15 protein-coding genes are annotated in these 16,068 nt (G+C 67.3%); 8 read left to right on the top strand and 7 right to left on the bottom strand.

Features of this window, described 5'->3' with window-relative positions:
* Positions 1-122: 122 nt before the first annotated feature.
* The 4 genes from H9654_RS08095 to H9654_RS08080 all read right to left on the bottom strand — a co-directional run bounded on the left by H9654_RS08095 (position 123) and on the right by H9654_RS08080 (position 4,348).
* Complete coding sequence (locus H9654_RS08095) at positions 123-1,001, bottom strand: polyprenyl synthetase family protein (protein ID WP_191770368.1); 879 nt, start codon at positions 999-1,001, stop codon at positions 123-125.
* Positions 991-1,251: an exodeoxyribonuclease VII small subunit gene (locus H9654_RS08090; protein WP_191770366.1), complete on the bottom strand. Its 261-nt coding sequence runs from the start codon at positions 1,249-1,251 to the stop codon at positions 991-993. Before H9654_RS08090 ends, H9654_RS08095 begins: the two co-directional genes overlap by 11 nt.
* A 36-nt stretch (positions 1,252-1,287) precedes the next feature.
* On the bottom strand, positions 1,288-2,574 hold the full coding sequence (tilS, locus tag H9654_RS08085) for a tRNA lysidine(34) synthetase TilS (RefSeq protein ID WP_191770364.1): 1,287 nt from the start codon (positions 2,572-2,574) through the stop codon (positions 1,288-1,290).
* 67 nt (positions 2,575-2,641) lie between these two features.
* Positions 2,642-4,348 (bottom strand): alkaline phosphatase, encoded by a 1,707-nt coding sequence (locus H9654_RS08080; RefSeq protein ID WP_191770363.1) that lies wholly within the window; start codon positions 4,346-4,348, stop codon positions 2,642-2,644.
* A 151-nt stretch (positions 4,349-4,499) separates the two neighbouring features.
* Between H9654_RS08080 and H9654_RS08075 the strand changes: the two genes are divergently transcribed.
* From H9654_RS08075 to H9654_RS08045, 7 genes are all read left to right on the top strand, one after another.
* Positions 4,500-5,831 (top strand): dicarboxylate/amino acid:cation symporter, encoded by a 1,332-nt coding sequence (locus H9654_RS08075; protein ID WP_101098314.1) that lies wholly within the window; start codon positions 4,500-4,502, stop codon positions 5,829-5,831.
* 441 nt (positions 5,832-6,272) lie between these two features.
* A complete protein-coding gene (locus tag H9654_RS08070; RefSeq protein WP_191770361.1) occupies positions 6,273-6,800 on the top strand; it encodes a hypothetical protein in 528 nt (175 codons plus the stop codon).
* Positions 6,797-7,417, top strand: a complete 621-nt coding sequence (locus tag H9654_RS08065) for a hypothetical protein (RefSeq protein ID WP_406833463.1) — start codon at positions 6,797-6,799, stop codon at positions 7,415-7,417. The genes H9654_RS08070 and H9654_RS08065 overlap by 4 nt, the downstream gene beginning before the upstream one ends.
* A 42-nt stretch (positions 7,418-7,459) precedes the next feature.
* Positions 7,460-8,971, top strand: coding sequence for an adhesin (locus H9654_RS08060; RefSeq protein WP_191770359.1), 1,512 nt, complete (start codon positions 7,460-7,462; stop codon positions 8,969-8,971).
* Between the two features lie 140 nt (positions 8,972-9,111).
* Positions 9,112-9,816: a C39 family peptidase gene (locus tag H9654_RS08055; RefSeq protein WP_191770357.1), complete on the top strand. Its 705-nt coding sequence runs from the start codon at positions 9,112-9,114 to the stop codon at positions 9,814-9,816.
* A gap of 12 nt (positions 9,817-9,828) precedes the next feature.
* Positions 9,829-10,602 (top strand): hypothetical protein, encoded by a 774-nt coding sequence (locus H9654_RS08050; protein WP_191770355.1) that lies wholly within the window; start codon positions 9,829-9,831, stop codon positions 10,600-10,602.
* A 42-nt stretch (positions 10,603-10,644) separates the two neighbouring features.
* The gene (locus H9654_RS08045) at positions 10,645-11,967 is read left to right on the top strand and encodes a transporter family protein (RefSeq protein ID WP_191770353.1); all 1,323 of its coding nucleotides are present in this window, start codon (positions 10,645-10,647) and stop codon (positions 11,965-11,967) included.
* 12 nt (positions 11,968-11,979) lie between these two features.
* On the opposite strand, the gene H9654_RS08040 is transcribed toward H9654_RS08045, so the two are convergent.
* The 3 genes from H9654_RS08040 to H9654_RS08030 form a co-directional block, all read right to left on the bottom strand.
* On the bottom strand, positions 11,980-13,317 hold the full coding sequence (locus H9654_RS08040; protein ID WP_191770351.1) for a sigma-54 interaction domain-containing protein: 1,338 nt from the start codon (positions 13,315-13,317) through the stop codon (positions 11,980-11,982).
* Positions 13,318-13,547: 230 nt separating this feature from the next.
* Complete coding sequence (locus H9654_RS08035; RefSeq protein ID WP_318241122.1) at positions 13,548-14,318, bottom strand: C40 family peptidase; 771 nt, start codon at positions 14,316-14,318, stop codon at positions 13,548-13,550.
* Between the two features lie 132 nt (positions 14,319-14,450).
* Entirely contained in the window at positions 14,451-14,987 is a 537-nt protein-coding gene (locus H9654_RS08030) for a C40 family peptidase (RefSeq protein ID WP_191770349.1), read from the bottom strand.
* 117 nt (positions 14,988-15,104) lie between these two features.
* On the opposite strand from H9654_RS08030, the gene H9654_RS08025 reads away from it, so the two are divergent.
* The gene (locus H9654_RS08025; protein WP_057687559.1) at positions 15,105-15,584 is read left to right on the top strand and encodes an FKBP-type peptidyl-prolyl cis-trans isomerase; all 480 of its coding nucleotides are present in this window, start codon (positions 15,105-15,107) and stop codon (positions 15,582-15,584) included.
* Positions 15,585-16,068: the final 484 nt, after the last annotated feature.

Below are 16,068 nucleotides of genomic sequence, written 5' to 3'. Positions count from 1 at the left end.
TGCTCGGCGAGCGCAGCGGCAGGCAGCGTGACGACCAACGGTCGTCACCCACCAACCGACAGGAGCGTGACGCCCAACGGTCGTCACCCACCAGGGGGGGGCGTCACCCAGCAGGGCGGTCGTCAGTGGTCGCGTTCTATGGCCAGGCGGCCGAGGGCGCGCAGGGCGTTGGCTTCTTCGCCGTAGGCGGCCAGGGCCTCGTGCATCACCGCGCTCAGTTCGGCCAGCTTGGCCTTGGCGCCATCCATGCCCAGCAGGGCCGGGAAGGTGGATTTGTCCTGCGCCACGTCCTTGCCGGCGGTCTTGCCGAGCTGTTCGGAGCTGGCTTCCACGTCGAGGATGTCATCGCGTACCTGGAAGGCCAGGCCCAGCGCATCGGCGAAGCGATCCAGGCGGGCGAGATCCGCCTCCGGGGCGTGGCCGCACAACGCGCCCATGCGCACCGCGGCGCGGATCAGCGCACCGGTCTTCAGCGCATGCATGCGGGTCAAGGCCTCCAGTGACTGCAGCTGGCCGGTGGCATCGATATCCAGCGCCTGACCGCCGCACATGCCGGCCGCGCCGGCGGCGTGGGCCAGCGACTGCAGGCAGGCCACGCGCAGTTCCGCCGGCAGCGCCGCTTCGGCCAGCAGGCTGAAGGCGCGGGTCTGCAGGGCATCGCCGGCGAGAATCGCGGTGGCTTCGTCGAAGGCGATGTGGGTGGTCGGCTTGCCGCGGCGCAGGGCGTCGTCGTCCATCGCCGGCAGGTCGTCGTGCACCAGCGAATAGGCGTGGATCAGTTCCACCGCCATCGCCGGGGCGTCCAGCCGGTGCGGGTCGGTGCCGAACACTTCACCGGCCGCATGGACCAGCAGCGGACGCATGCGCTTGCCGCCGCCCAGCACCGAATGGCGCATGGCCTGGTGCAATCGGCGCGGGGCGTCGGCGGGCGAGGGCAGGGCAGCGTCGAGCTGGCTTTCGATGCGATCGCGCAGGCGCGCGAAGCTCGCTTCAACCGTCATTGGACGGCGGATCGAAGGGCTCTGCGTTTTCCGGTTGGGCCGGATCGGTGAGCAGGCGCACGCGCAGTTCGGCCTGTTCCAGCGCCTGCTGGCACTGGCGGTACAGGCCGACGCCGCGTTCGTAGGCGCTGAGCGAAGCTTCCAGGCTGAGCTCTCCGGTTTCCATCTGCTCTACGAGCTGCTCCAGCGACTCGAGCGACTGCTCGAACTGGGCTACCGGGGAGGCGTTTTCGGGGGTTTTCTTAGCCATGCGACAAGTGTGGACGGCCCGCGCGCAGGGGTCAATTCACCAACCGCCCGGACGCCAGTGCAGCTGGGCATCGTGCTGCTGCAGCCAGGCCTGCAGCGGCGCGGACAGCACCACGTCGGCAGCGGCCTGCAGCTGGCCATCGGCGAACAGCAGCGGCAGCTGGCGGCGTCGCCACGGGGCCAGGTGTTCACGCTGCAGGCAGTCCTTCAGTGCGTGCTGGTGGTGGCGACCGGGCAGCTGGATGCGTTCACCGCCTTGCCGGCCCGTTACCTGCATCGGGGTCTCGAATGCCGCCGCGCCCTGCAACCGGAGTTGGCCGCCATCGGGCAGCGCCAGCGGTGCGCGGCCATCCCACGTGGCCTGCCAGCCGGCCGGCAGCTGTGGCAACTCGGCCGGCAGCAGGTACCAGTGACCGCGCCACAGGCGGATGCTGTGCTGCTGCCAGCGCACCTGCGCATCACGATCCGGCGCGGCAGGCAGCAGTTCGTGCTCCAGCTGGGATACCACCCGGGACGGCAGCGCGGGCACGCCGTGGGCCAGCACCCAGCGCCGCAGCACCCGGGCACGGCGTTGCGGTGATACCTGCCGCAGCAGCTCCACCGACAGCACGCGCGATGCCACCTGCAGATGCTGCAGCAGCTCCTCGTCTTCTTCGTCCAGCATCCGCCGCGTCTGGCCACACAGCGCGGCACTGGCGGCCAACGCCTGGCCGGCATGCGGCCAGCGCTGGCGCAGCAGCGGCAGCACGTGCAGGCGCAGGAAATTGCGGTCCGGGCCGTCGTCGGCGTTGCTGGGGTCCTCGATCCACGGTAGTGCGTGCTGCCGTGCGTAGGCCAGCAGCGCGCTGCGCGGAACCTCCAGCAGCGGCCGCCACAGCCGATGTGTGCCGAGTACTGAATCGGCCGCCATCGCCGCCAGCCCATCCACACCGGAACTACGCAGGGCGCGCAGCAGGAAGGTTTCGGCCTGGTCATCCTGGTGCTGGGCCAGGGCCAGCGTCTCGCCGTCGCGCAGTTCGGCGGCGAAGGCGGCACGCCGCGCCTGCCTTGCGGCGGCCTCCATTCCCGTGCCGGCGCGCAGATCCACCTTGACGCGGTGGATATGCAGCGGCACGCCCAGTGCGTCGCATTGTTGCTGGCAGTGCAGCGCCCAGTCATCGGCCGCGGCCTGCAGCCCGTGGTGCACATGCACGGCGCGCACGCCCACGCCCGCTGCTGCAGCCGACCGCTGCAGCCAGTGCAGCAGCACGGTCGAATCCAGCCCACCGCTGTAGCCGACCAGCAGGGGGGTATCAACAGCGGCGAGGGCAGGGAACAAGGGCATGGGCAGCACGAAAAAAGGCGGCGACCAGTATGGTCGCCGCCTTCGTATTGCTCCAGTCCCGCTGCGCTTACGGGGCGGGCGCGTTGCGCTCGAACCTGGCCGGCGCCGGCAGTTCCACCGGAACGCCGTTGGCGTCACAGGTGCCGGCCTGGCACAGGCGCTCGCGCAGGCGCGGGGTCGCCTGCACGATCATGTGGTAGATCGCGTTCTGTTCCAGCGTGCCGCGGATCGCGTTGCTGCCCGGACCGCGCGCCCAGATGCCCACGTCTTCGCCACCGTGCGATTCACTCTTGCCCGGCACCAGCGCTTCCTGCATGTAATCCGGGTGCTCGGTATCCACCGCGGTCAGGTCCGGGCGGCCGGTGGCCGGGTCGAAGCTGGACGGGTTGTGCGGGTAGCGCTTGGCACCGGCCGGCTGCTGGTTGGTGGCGCCGGTGAAGCCGGGGCCGTTGGCGTAGCTCAGCGTGGTATACGGCTGGCCGCCACCGTCGCGGGCCAGGTCCATGGTGCCCAGGCCGTCTTCGCCGCCCCTGTCCTTCACCTTGCCCAGGATCGGGTTGCCGCGTGCCGGGTAGCCGACGAAGTTGAGGGTGTGGGAGTGGTCGGCGGTGACGATGATCAGGGTGTCCTCGTCGCGGGTCATTTCGGTGGCCACGCGCACCGCATCGGACATCGCCACGGTATCGGTCAGGGCACGGTAGGCATTGCCGCTGTGGTTGGCGTGGTCGATGCGCGCCCCTTCGATCATCAGCACGTAGCCCTGCTTTTCCCGGGACAGGTTGGCGATGGCGGTGCGGGTCAGTTCGGCCAGGCTCGGCTCACCGCCGGCGTCGTTGGCACGTTCGTATTCGTACTGCATGTGGTCCGGTTCGAACAGGCCGAAGATCGCCGGCGCGTTGGCCGCTGCCTTCAGCTGGTCGGCATTCCAGACGTAGGCCCCCTGCGGGTTGGCCTGCTGCCATTCGCTGACCAGGCTGCGCCCATCCAGGCGCTGGCCGACCTTGTCGTCGTACTCGGGATCGCGCTCTTCCACCGTGGTGAACTCGCCGCGCCCGCCGCCCAGGATCACCTGCGGGCCGCGGCCGAAGCGCGAGGTGGTCAGCAGCTGCTGGGCGATGTCCTTGCAGCCGGCGGCCTTGGCCTCTTCGGTCAGGTCGGTATCGTTTTCCCAGTTGCGTTCCGGCGAATGCGCGTACGTAGCCGCCGGGGTGGCGTGGGTCAGTCGTGCGGTGGTGACGATGCCGGTCGCCATGCCGGCGCTGTCGGCCAACTGCAGCCAGCTCAGCAGGCCCTTCTGCAGGCTGTCGGCGCAGTCCGGACGCTTGCCGGCGCTGACCCCGATGGCGCCCATGTGGGTCTTCACGCCGGTGGTGATGGCAGTCATGGTGCCGGCCGAATCCGGGGTCTGCGAATCGACGTTGTAGGTCTTGCTGAATGCCGTGGCCGGGAAGTGCTCCCAGGACAACAGGTTCTCCTCACCGGATGCGCCCTTGCGCTGGCCTTCGAAGATGCGCGCGGCGGCCACGGTGGTCAGGCTCATGCCATCGCCAAGAAACAGGATGACGTTCCTGGCTTTGCCGTTCATGGCGCCATTGCCGGCCGCCTGGGCCGCGCCACTGCGGTACCACCACTGCGGGGTCTCGCCATCCGGGTGGGCCACGGTGGGTACCGTGATCGACAGGCCGCCCGGGCTGGATGCCTGCGGAGTGCTGGAACAGGCGCCCAGCAGCAGGGTGGCGGCGGTGGCGGCGAGCAGGGAGGTGGTACGGATCATGGATAGCGCGTCCTCACGAAACGAAACAGGTGTTCATTATGACCGGGTGGACAAGGCATGCCGATGACACGCTGATTTGTCCGCAGGCTGGTCGTACGCAGGGCCCGCTTGGGCTAAGGTGCGAGCATTGTTCTCTCCCCCTGGAATTTCCATGAAGCTGGTCTCTGCCTGGCTGCGCATCCCGTTCTGGCAACGCGTGGTCGCAGGCTTCGTCCTTGGCGCCCTGGCCGGCTGGCTGATGGGGCCGGCGGCTGAAACCTGGTTCGGCCCGCTGGGCGAGCTGTACGTGACCCTGATCAAGATGATCGCGGTGCCGCTGGTGTTCTTCGCGGTCATCAATGCGATCTCTTCGCTGCACGGGCAGAAATCGGTCGCCGCGCTCAGTGGCCGCACCTTCCTGTGGTTCGTCATCACCGCCGCGCTGGCGGTGGGCATCGGCCTGCTGGTGGGCACGGTGATGCAGCCCGGCACCGGTGGCCTGCAGCTGGCGATGGCCCACAACTACGTGCCGCGCGAAGTGCCCAGCGTGGTGCAGGTGCTGCTGGACGTGGTGCCGTCCAACGTGTTCTACGCGCTGAGTGGCATCGGTACGCGGGTCAATGCGGCCGGCGAAACCGTGTTGGCCGCGGGTCGCGGTTCGATCCTGCCGGTGATCTTCTTCGCCGGGCTGGTCGGCTTTGCCATCGTCAAGCTGGGCGAGAAGGTCGGCCAGGCCCGCCAGCTGGTCGGGCAGATGAGCGAGATCATGATCCAGGTGACCCGCTTCGTGCTGGAAGTCACTCCGATCGGGACCTTCGGCCTGATCGCCGGGCTGGTCGGCAGTTACGGATTCGAGAAGCTGCTGCCGCTGGGCAACTTCGTGCTGGCCCTGTACATCGCCTGCGCGCTGCACATCGTGGTGGTGTACAGCGCGCTGCTGTTGTCGCATGGCTTGAATCCGCTGAAGTTCTTCCGCGGTGCCGCGCCGGGCATGCAGGTGGCCTTCGTCAGCTCGTCCAGCTTCGCGGCGATGCCGGTGGCGCTGCGTTCGATCACCCACAACCTGGGCGTCAACAAAGACTACGGTTCGTTCGCGGTGCCGCTGGGGGCCAGCATCAAAATGGATGGCTGCGGGGCGATCTACCCGGCGCTGTGCGCGGTGTTCATTTCGCAGTACAGCGGCGTGCCGATGTCGCCGGAGCAGTACCTGATCGTGCTGATCGCTTCGGTGCTGGGCAGCTTCGGCACCGCCGGCGTGCCGGGCACGGCGGTGGTGATGGCCACGGTGGTGCTGAGCGCGGCCGGACTGCCGCTGGAGACCATCGGCTATCTGTATGCGATCGATCGCATCCTGGACATGATGCGCACGATGACCAACGTCACCGGCCAGATGCTGGTGCCGGTGCTGGTGGCCAAGGAGACCGGGCTGCTGGACCAGAGCGTGTACGACAACCCATCGACCAATGTGGGTATCGATGACCCGGACCCCGCGCCGCGGGCGTGAGGGCCGCGCATAGGTAGTGACGGCCGCTGGCCGTCAATGTCCGGGCGATCGGATGGGGGATGCGATCCGAGCCGGTGGGTGACGACCGTTGGTCGTCACTGCTCCAGCGCAAGAGCGTGACGACCAACGGTCGTCACCCACCCAAAGCACCCACCCGACACACGGGTTGACGGCCGGCGGCCGCCACTACCGAGGCATGGCCGACCTGAAGCGGGGGCGTACGCGGTTGTGTCATGACCTGTAACAGGTCTGTTACACCCCGGCGCCGGGCAGGCGCAGCGGGCCTCCCTGCGGATTCAGGCGCATGCTGCGCTCGACCGATGTGTAAAGGTCGGCATCCAGCTGGGCCCCTGTTTCCAGCCGGTATCCCTTTGTTTCAGGGCCCTGCGCACTTGGCACGAAAGCTGCGTCCTCCCTCCCCATACGTAACGGGAGAGCGGCATGGACAGCAGCACGAAGCGCAGGATGTTTTTGGTAGCCAGCGTGGCCGCGCTGGCCGCATGCCCGGTGCTGGTGCATGCCTCCGGTGCCCGCCAGGGTGTCGTCCAGAAGCCCGGCGAGATCGTGCTCCTGCGCGATGTGCATACCCGCACCGCCTACCGGCCTGCCCCTCCCGGCGTGGCGCTGATCGCCGATCCGTCGCCGCAGCGCGAAGTGGGCGCCGCCCTGGGTACTTCCAATGGCATGGCCGAACTCAGCGACGATGACTTCGCTGGACTCGGCGCGGGCCAGGCGGTCCACACCCCGCATGCAGGCACCACGACCGTCGAACGGGTCACCAGTACCGCACTGGGCGGGGCGGTCGGACGGCTCGGCAACTCCAACGGCGGCATCATTTCCGGCAACCAGATCAGCGGGGCGATGAGCGGCCCACTGGGCGCGGTCGGCAACACCACGCGCGGCATCGGCGATACGGTACGCGGCGCCCTGGCGCAGTTCCCGATGGGCGCCCCGGCAGGTGGCAAGTGAAGGCGCGTGCGCTGCTGCTCGTCGCCATGCTGCTGCCGGCGCTGGCCCAGGCCGACGAGTACGCCGGCATGCTCGGCTACCTCAACCAGTCGCGCATCGACGGCCGCGCGCTGGCCGGCGCCAGCGGTGCCATCGCGGTCAACCAGGTGGCCGGTGACATCAACACCCAGGCCAACCTGGTGGGCATGGCCCAAGGCAACCAGGCCCGGGTCGATATCGATGCGCGCAGCACTTCATCGCGCAACAGCGTGCTGCTGGACGGACCGCTGCACGCCAGCGCGCACCTCGATGGCCAGGCCCTGCAGGACGCCAATGGCATCGCAACGATCAACCAGACCAGCGGCATCGCCAACACGAGCATGAACGTGGTGCGCGCGACGCTGGCGCGGGAAGGAATACGCGAGTCCGACGATGAGGCCCTGGCCGAATCGAGCGTGACCGCGTCAGCAGGGGGGCAGGGCAGGGCCGGCAACGGCCTGGCCGCGGGCACCCGCAGCGTCGGCGTGGCAGCGTCGGCGATGCAGGGGTTCGACGGTGTCCTGCAACTCAATCAAATCGCGGGCGCAGGAAATGACACGGCCAACATCCTCGGTATGTCCGTGCACGGCAACCCGTGAGTGGTACCCACCCGTTACACCACTGATGAGAGAGAAGGCACCATGAAAGCGATCGTTAAAGGGACTGTACTCGCCATGGCCATCGCTGGCGTGGTCGCCACCGCACACGCGGCGGACGACCAGAACGCAAGCGCCACCATCAACCACAACCACAACGTCAATGAAAACTGGACGTTGAACGACACCCGCAATGTCACCCGCAACAACGTGACCAGCAATACCGACACCGATACGGACACGGTGAACGACACCCGCAACGTGGTGCGCAACACCACCCGCAACACCAATACCACCAACAACACCAGCACCACCGACAACACCGCCAACACCACCTCGAACGTGCGGTACTCCAGCACCACGACCAACACCAGCCGTTCCAACGTCGACTACTCCGACGTCGACCACACCCGCGACGTATCGGTGAACGAGACCAGCAACATCTCGGCCGACGAGCGCAAGGAAAAGAACAACCACGGCGTGGATGTCAACCTGGAGAAGGACCTGCGCCTGAGCTCGGACATCAATTTCTCGGGTGATCCGGAAATCACCGGCGACATCGATCTCGACTCCGCCGCCATCGCGGTCATCGACAACCGTCAGTCGATCAGCGCCAATGAAGCCTCCAACGAGATGCTGGACAACACCGCGTCGATCTCCGATGACGTGGCGTCCGGTGCATCGGGCAACCTGGGCTTCAACGTCGCCGCCGGTGACAACAACGCACAGGACAACGCCGCTTCGCTGTCTGCGGCCGATGCCTCCTTCAGCTTCGGCATGGCCGATGCGGAAGTGTTCGTCCACCAGGCGGTGGGCGGCAACACCACCCTCAACGAAGGCGTCACCAACGCCGCCGGCCTGGGTGGCAACGCGTTCTCCGGCGCGTCGGGCAATATCGGGGTGAACGTGGCTTCGGGCAACAACAACGCGCAGAAGAACGCGCTGGCCGCCTCGGTCGCCACCGCCGCGATGGCGCAGTCGAGCATCTCGTCCAACCAGGTATCCAGTGGCAACTCGGTGTCCAACGCCGGTTACGTGCAGCGCTTCAGTGACACCACTGAAGTCAGCCTGCGCGGTCGTGTGGCAGGTGCCACGCTGGCCTTCGGTGCAGGTACCTATGAAGGTACCGGCAACGCCTACCAGCAGGACAACTACTACCTCGACAGTTGGGATGGCGCGCTGCCGCACACCAGCGGTGACAGCACCGGCCACATCGACCTGGACAACGAGATCCAGAACGCCACCGACAACCCGTACCGTGACGGCGTGGGCGGCATCGCCTTCGACACCGACGAGGAAGGCACCAGCCAGTTCGTCGAACTGGGCGTGGCCGACCTCTATGCCAGCCTGAGTGGCACCGTGCGCACCTCGCGCTGGGTGGCGGTCAATGCGACCAACACCGCGGGCCTGTCCGGCAGTGCGTTCTCCAATGCGTCGGGCAACATCGGGGTGAACGTGGCCTCCGGCACCGGCAACCTGCAGGCCAACAGCCTGGCCCTGGCCGTGGCGCAGCCGTCGACCGGCGGCGGCACCCCGGGTGGTGGCGGCGGCGAGTAACACCTGGCGTGACCGCTTTCGCAGGCTTGCTGCGTTGAGCGCAACAAACCCGGTCATCCGCCAATGACCGGGCTCCCCGGGAGCCCCTGTCCCATCCCCCCTTTGGGGCAGGGGCTCCTACCTTGGAAGGAGCCGTTGCAATGCGTGTATCCGGGTCCATTGTGTTGTTGCCTTGCCTGATGCTGATGGCTGGCGCCGCGCCGGTACGTGCCGGCGACGTGGCCTTCAGTGGCGTCCTGCCCAACGGCGGGCTGCTGCAGCAACGCGTGGAGAGCATGCAGGAACGGCGCTTCCGCCACCTGGTCCGCCAGCACACCGATTACAGCTGCGGCGCCGCCGCGCTGGCCACCATCCTCAAATACGCCTATCACCTGGATGCCGACGAGGCCACGGTGATCGAGGGGATGATGAACGTGTCCGACCAGACCCTGGTACGCGACCGTGGTTTTTCGTTGCTGGACATCAAGCGTTACGTTGAATCGATGGGCATGCGTGGACGTGGTTACCGCGTTGACGAAGCCCGCCTGCGCAACCTGCGCGTTCCTGGCCTGGTGCTGATGGACGTGCGTGGTTTCCGCCATTTCGTGGTCATGAAGCAAGTCCGCGGCGACTTCGTGGAAGTGGCCGATCCGATCCTCGGCAACCGCAGCGTGCCGCTGGCGGAATTCCTGGAGGCCTGGCCGTCACGCGCGGTCTTCATCGTGATCGGCAGTGATTTCGATCGCAACACCGTGCTGCTGCAACCCAGCGAACGGCCCAGTGCACGCGCGCTGTATGCGCGGCAGGGCCCCATCACCGATGCCGAACTGGTCGACTTCGGCTTCAGCCACGCCGACCTGTTCTGAAGGAGCTCCACCATGAACATGCGCCTGATCGTCATTGCCAGTGTCCTCGCCGCCCTGTTGCCGACTGCGCTGCACGCGCAGGAGAAGCGCAGCGGCAAGGGACTGACCGAAATCCCCGATCCCGAACTCAACCTGATGCGTGGGCGTTACACGGTAGGCGGTAACAACGTCGCCTGGTTCGGCGTGACCATGGCATCGCAGTGGCAGGCATCCAGCGGCGCAGCGATGGAAGGCGCGCTGAAGCTCGGCATGGACTTCCGCCAGGGCGGTACGCCGAAGGTCAGTTTCACCCCGACCGTCAGCGTCACCGCGGCCGATGCGCCGCTGCCGCAGGCGTCCGCCGACACCGCCAGCGCGGCCATTGCCAGCGTGGACAGCAGCGGGTTGGCGAATGTGTCCGGCCTGGTGCAGAGCGTGCAGGTCGCGGGCGATGAGAACAGTGCGCGCAACGTGACCTCGCTGACCATCCGTGATGGCGAGGTGCCCGCCGTCGCCGACAGTGGTGCGCGCAGCGCGACCGCACAGCAGGGCGGCGCCAGCGCCACCGCGTCCTTCGACAACAACCAGGCCCGGCTGGAACTGCAGCTGGAAGGCGTGGGCGCGGTGCAGCAATGGATCCGCAGCGGCAGCGTCGGGCAGACCATCGCCCTGGGCGGCAATGCACAACAGGTCAGCAACCGGCTGCAGATCGAACTGGTCAGGCAGAGCATGGCGAGCAATACCCCGTTGACCCAGAACATCGCCCAGGCGATGGCGCTGACACGCGGGATCGGGCCGGGCCAGTAACAGAGGCGCGGCAAGGGGGATGGCACTCAACGGACGAAGGACATGCACACCAATCACCGCATCACCCCGCTGGCGCTGGCGGCGCTGGCCTGGATCGTGTTCGCCGACAACGCGCACGCCCAGCCGGCCACGGCGGCCGGCAACGAGCAGGCCGATGTGCAGGCATTGATGGCCCAGCTGGAAACGCTGAAGGCCAATTACGCGCAGGAAGTCCGTCGCCTGCGCGAGCTGGACATGCAGGTGCAGGCGATGCAGGCGCGGCTGTCCGGCAAGGCCGGCGGCGTCGCGCAGCAGGGCCCCCCCTTGCCACCCGAACCGGCACGCGCGCCCGCCACGGCGACCGCCGGGGCCGAAGGCGGCTACGCCAGCAGCGCAGCGGAAGCGCAGCAGGCCAAGCACGCGGCGCGGCGCAGCGTGGACGATGTGAAGCAGCAACAGCAGGCGCTGTTCTCGCGGCGTTTCACCGTCGAAAACAGCCTGACCTACGCGCGCTACGACCGCAAGCAGCTGACCCTCAACGGCTTCCTCGCCCTGGATGCGATCTTCCTCGGCAACATCGGCATCGAGAACGTCGAATCCGATTCGCTGACCTACAACCTGGCCGCGCGCTGGGGTGTCAGCCCCAACCTGACCGTCAACATGGACGTGCCGTGGGTGGCACGCAGGACGGTCTACCAGAAGGGCGGTGCGGGCGGATCCGCTGCGGCGGTGGCCGAAGAGGAGACCAGTGGCAATGGCATCGGCGACATCGGCCTGAGCGCCAACTACCGGCTGTTCGGCGAACGTGGCTGGAAGCCGGAAACGGTGCTGACCGCAGGCGTGACCGCGCCCACCGGACGCGAGCCCTATGGCGTGGACTGGACCGTGCTGGAGCGCGATGACGATGACTACATCCGCTTCGCCGTGCCCAAGGAGCAGCCCACCGGCAACGGGGTGTGGCAGGCCAACGTGGGCCTGTCCATCGTCAAGACCGCCGACCCGGCGATCCTGTTCGCCAATGCGGGCTACATCCATTCCTTCGAAGCCAGCTTCGACGATCTCGACGGCAATCCGGACACTGTCAATCCCGGTGACGTGAAGCTCGGCGGCTCCTACTACTTCGGCGCCGGCGTGGCGTTCGCGTTCAACGAGCGCACCAGCCTGAGCATCTCCTTCAGTGACAAACTGAGCGCACGTGCGTCCACCCGTTATCGCAACGGGCAGTGGATGAAGGTGATCGGCAGTGATGCCAACGCGGCGACGTTCAACCTGGGCGTCACTTATGCGCTGAACCAGAAGACCACGCTGGTGAGTCTGCTCGGCATTGGACTGACGCCGGACGCTCCGGACTTCACCCTGGCGTTCAAGGTGCCGTACATGCTGTGATCCTGCAACGCGTCAGCGCAGTGCGGGCAGTTCCACCTGGTGTTTGCGGCACAGGCGGTACACGGTGACCCGCGAGACCTGCATGTGGCGTGCGCAGGCGGACACGTTGAACTCGTGCTCGCGCAGCGCCTGCAACAGCAGCTCGCGTTCCACCTGCTCGCGTGCATCCTGCAGCAGGGCGCGTGCGGCGGCGGGCAGGGTGGCCACCAGGTCCAGGTCGGACGGTTCGATCAGCTCGCCATCGGCGACGATCGCCGCGCGCTGCACGCGGTTGAGCAGTTCGCGCACGTTTCCCGGCCAGTCGAAGCGCTGCATCGCCTGGCGTGCACAGCTGCTGAAACCGCGTGCGCGACCCGGATGGCGGGCACGGAACTGGCGCAGGAAATGTTCGGCCAATACCAGCACGTCGCCACTGCGTTCGCGCAGCGCCGGCATCGCCAGCCGCAGCACGTTGAGGCGATAGAAGAGATCGCGGCGGAAGCGCCCCTGCGCGACCGCCTGTTCCAGATCCACGTGGGTAGCGGCCAGCACGCGCACGTCCACCCGCAGTGGCTGGCTGCTGCCGACGCGTTCGATGGTGCCTTCCTGCAGCACGCGCAGCAGGCTGGTCTGCGCATCCAGCGGCAGGTCGCCTACTTCATCCAGGAAGACGGTGCCGCCGTTCGCGCTTTCGAACAGGCCCAGCCGTCGTTGCGCGGCACCGGTGAAGGCGCCGCGCTCATGCCCGAACAGTTCGGACTGCACAAGGTTGGCCGGGATGGCACCACAGTTGACCGCCATGAAAGGGTGGGCGGCGCGCGCTGACATCGCATGCAGCGCATGCGCGGCCAGCTCCTTGCCGGTACCGGTTTCGCCGGTGACCAGCACCGGCAGTTCCACCGGAGCGAACTTGAACAGCGATGCGCGGGTGGCCAACAGGGCCGGACTGTCACCGATCAGTCGTTGCGCGGGGCTGTCCGCTGCCGTCGTCGTATCCTGGTCGTGGCGCTGCAGATGGTCCACCAGCCCGGCCAGGTCCTGTGGCATCACGTAATGATGCGGACAGGCGTCCAGCAACGGCTGCCAGCTGGGCGGGGGGCAGCTGAAGCCGCCGGGCAGCACTGCCAGCAGCGGCAGGTGGTCGTGCTGCTGGATCCATTCCTGCACCGCGCCGAGCGCAGCGGCGGGGATCTGGCGCAGGTCGATCATGCCGACCAGCTGGTCGCGGGCACGCAGGCCCACGGCCTGGGCGTTGAGTGGATCCACGCTGCGCACCTGCCAGCCGGCGGCTGCCAGCGCAGCGCGTTCGGCCACCAGGGGATGGCCAAACCAGATCACACACCGTGACTGAATCTCCGAGACCGCCGCCATGCCTCACCTGTCCTTGTAGAGGGGCGGCTGATGACTCAGGAACACGTGCGTGCCGCCCCCACGCCGCCATCCCGGAAGGACATGGCTGTCCGACCGCCACCGGATCCATTCCGGGGATACCCATGCAAACGCGGTCGGCAGCCGGCAGCGGCCATTGCGCCGAAGCGCCGTCCATGAAAAAAGCCGCTGCAGGGCAGCGGCTTTCAACATGCGGTGCGGTATGGCGGCGCTTACAGCTCGACCCGGCGCGCCTGCATGAACTTGTTGCCCCAGTAGCCGGTCAGCAGGGTGTCCACGCGGACGTCCTTGCCGGTGCTCGGCGCATGCAGGAAGCGGCCTTCGCCGACATAGATGCCAACGTGGTCCACGCGACCCTTGCGGCCGAAGAACACCAGATCGCCTTCGGTCAGCGCGGTGCGGTCGGCGATCAGCTGGTTGTTGCGGTCGCTGGCCATGTCGCGGGAAACGCGCGGCAGCTCCACGCCCAGCGCGGTACGGAACACGTAGCCGACCAGGCCGCTGCAGTCGAAGCCGCTGTCCGGGGTGTTGCCGCCCCAGCGGTACGGCGTGCCCAGCAGGGTCATCGCGCGGCGCAGGACCGACTGGATCTTGCCGTTCTCTTCGGCGCCACCGACCACGATCGAACCCGATGCGCTGGTGTCGTAGTTGGCGAGCAGGCGGCTGAGGTCGCCGGCGACCATCGCCGAGCGGTCCATCAGGGGAATGCTGTCATTGGCTGCAAGGTGCGGCAGCAGGGCGGCCAGGGTGGCGCTGGCGGCGGCATCGGCGCGGCTGCGCGTCGGTGCGGGTTCGGTCTTGGCTTTTACAACGGCGACGGCGGCCTCGGCAGTGGCCGGGGTGGCCGGTGCGTTCTGTGCCCAGGCCGGCGCGCTGGTGAGCACGAGGGCAAGGGAGAGCAGGCTGGCGCGCTTGATGCGCTGGGTCAGGCGGGGTGAAATCACGGCGCGCTGGCCTTCACGTATCAGTTCGTCGGTCGTCACTCGGCGGTCACAGGGTTGGAAGCGATGGGCAATCATGCCCTGCCAAAGCGTGGAACAAGTACAAATTTCGTTAAAGTTTCGTTTGTTTGAGTGTGATGTTCGTCACGTTTTGGATCATTTCCCCTGTTCAGCTTAGTGCAGGACGCGTTTGGCTCCTGTGTAGTGGTCCTTCCAGTAGTGGCCGCCCAGGGAATCCAACCTGACGGTTCCGCCAGAACTTGGCGCATGCACGAAGCGGCCTTCCCCTACATAAATTCCGACGTGGCTGACATTGCCTCGGCTGCCGAAGAACACCAGGTCGCCGGTCGCCAGACGCTGGGGTTCGATCTTCGGGCCCTGCACGGCGGCCAGCTCGCGCGAGGTCCGCGGTAGCTTCAGGTCGACCATCTCGCGGTAGACATAGGTGACCAGGCCGCTGCAGTCGAAGCCGGATTCCGGCGTGTTGCCGCCATAGAGGTAAGGCGTGCCGACCAGTCCGATGGCGCGCATCAGCACGGCATTGGCGAGCTGCGGGTTGGCCGGGGAGGTGCTCGGCCAGACCCGGGTGGCGGGCGGCGGAGCGGCAGGACGGCTGGTCTTTCCGCCACCGCAGGCGGCCAGGGCGGCGGTCGCCATCAGCAGCATCAGGGCGGCGGCGCGACGGCGCAGTCCGGTCGAAACTGGCGTCATGTGCGTGATCTCCGGATAATGCGCGACCTCAGATAGGCCGTCATGATGGCGGCGTACCCGTCGGGCGGCAACCCGCCCCCACCGCCTGCCCTTGGCAGTTACCAGACAGAGTTGCGCATGAAGATCGAAAAAGACCGCGTCGTCCGTTTCCATTACACCGTGTCCGAGGTCGGCCAGGAGCCGATCGAGTCCTCCAAGGACCGTGAGCCGCTGGCGATCCTGGTGGGCCACGGCAACATCATCCCGGGCCTGGAAAAGGCCATGGAAGACAAGGAAGCCGGTGCCACCTTCGGCGTGGACGTCGCCTCGGCCGATGCCTACGGCGAGCGCCGCGAGGGCCTGACCCAGCGCGTGCCGAAGAAGCATTTCGGCAAGGAGAAGCTGGTGCCGGGTGCGCAGGTCGTGCTGCAGACCAACTTCGGTCCGCGCGCGGTGACGGTGCAGAAGGTCGGGATGAGCGTGGTCGACGTTGACCTGAACCACCCGATGGCGGGCAAGGACCTGCACTTCGACGTGGAGATCATCGACGTGCGCGAAGCCAGCGAAGAAGAGATCCAGCACGGCCACGTGCACGGCGATGGCGGCCACCAGCACTGAGTGCTGAGCGCGTCTGAACTCGTTCGAACGGCCCGCGCAAGCGGGTCGTTTTTTTTTGTCCGTCAACATCAACGGCAACAGCTGCGGGGCTGTGTGTTGGGGGGGCGGGGTGGGTTCGTGGGAATCGCCGCAAGTACGTCCCTGTAGGCTCGCCATCCGCATCCATGCGGATGAGCGTTCCCACCAACCCACCCCGCCCCACCTTCGACAGGTCCATGGTGGCCATCGGACCTTCGGTAGCGCCAAACCATGGTTGGCGGAATGCTCCCGCCAACGGCCCGCTGCGCTCGCCGACCATGGGTATGCCGCTCGTCCTGACCGGCACCCTACGGGCCGTCGCAAGCGACGTTGGCAGCGGCTCCTGCCGCTGCCTTCGGTGCCACCGCTTTTTCTCTTTTTTCTACGCGGGTGGCGGCCACCGGAACCTGTCAGGGGGTCGGGGGGGGGGGGGGGGGGGGGGGGGGGGGGGGGGGGGGGGGGGGGG

The sequence above is a fragment of the Stenotrophomonas lacuserhaii genome, from assembly GCF_014836545.1.
GTDB classification, from domain to species: domain Bacteria; phylum Pseudomonadota; class Gammaproteobacteria; order Xanthomonadales; family Xanthomonadaceae; genus Stenotrophomonas; species Stenotrophomonas lacuserhaii.
This window is presented reverse-complemented; position numbering and strand designations above follow the sequence as displayed.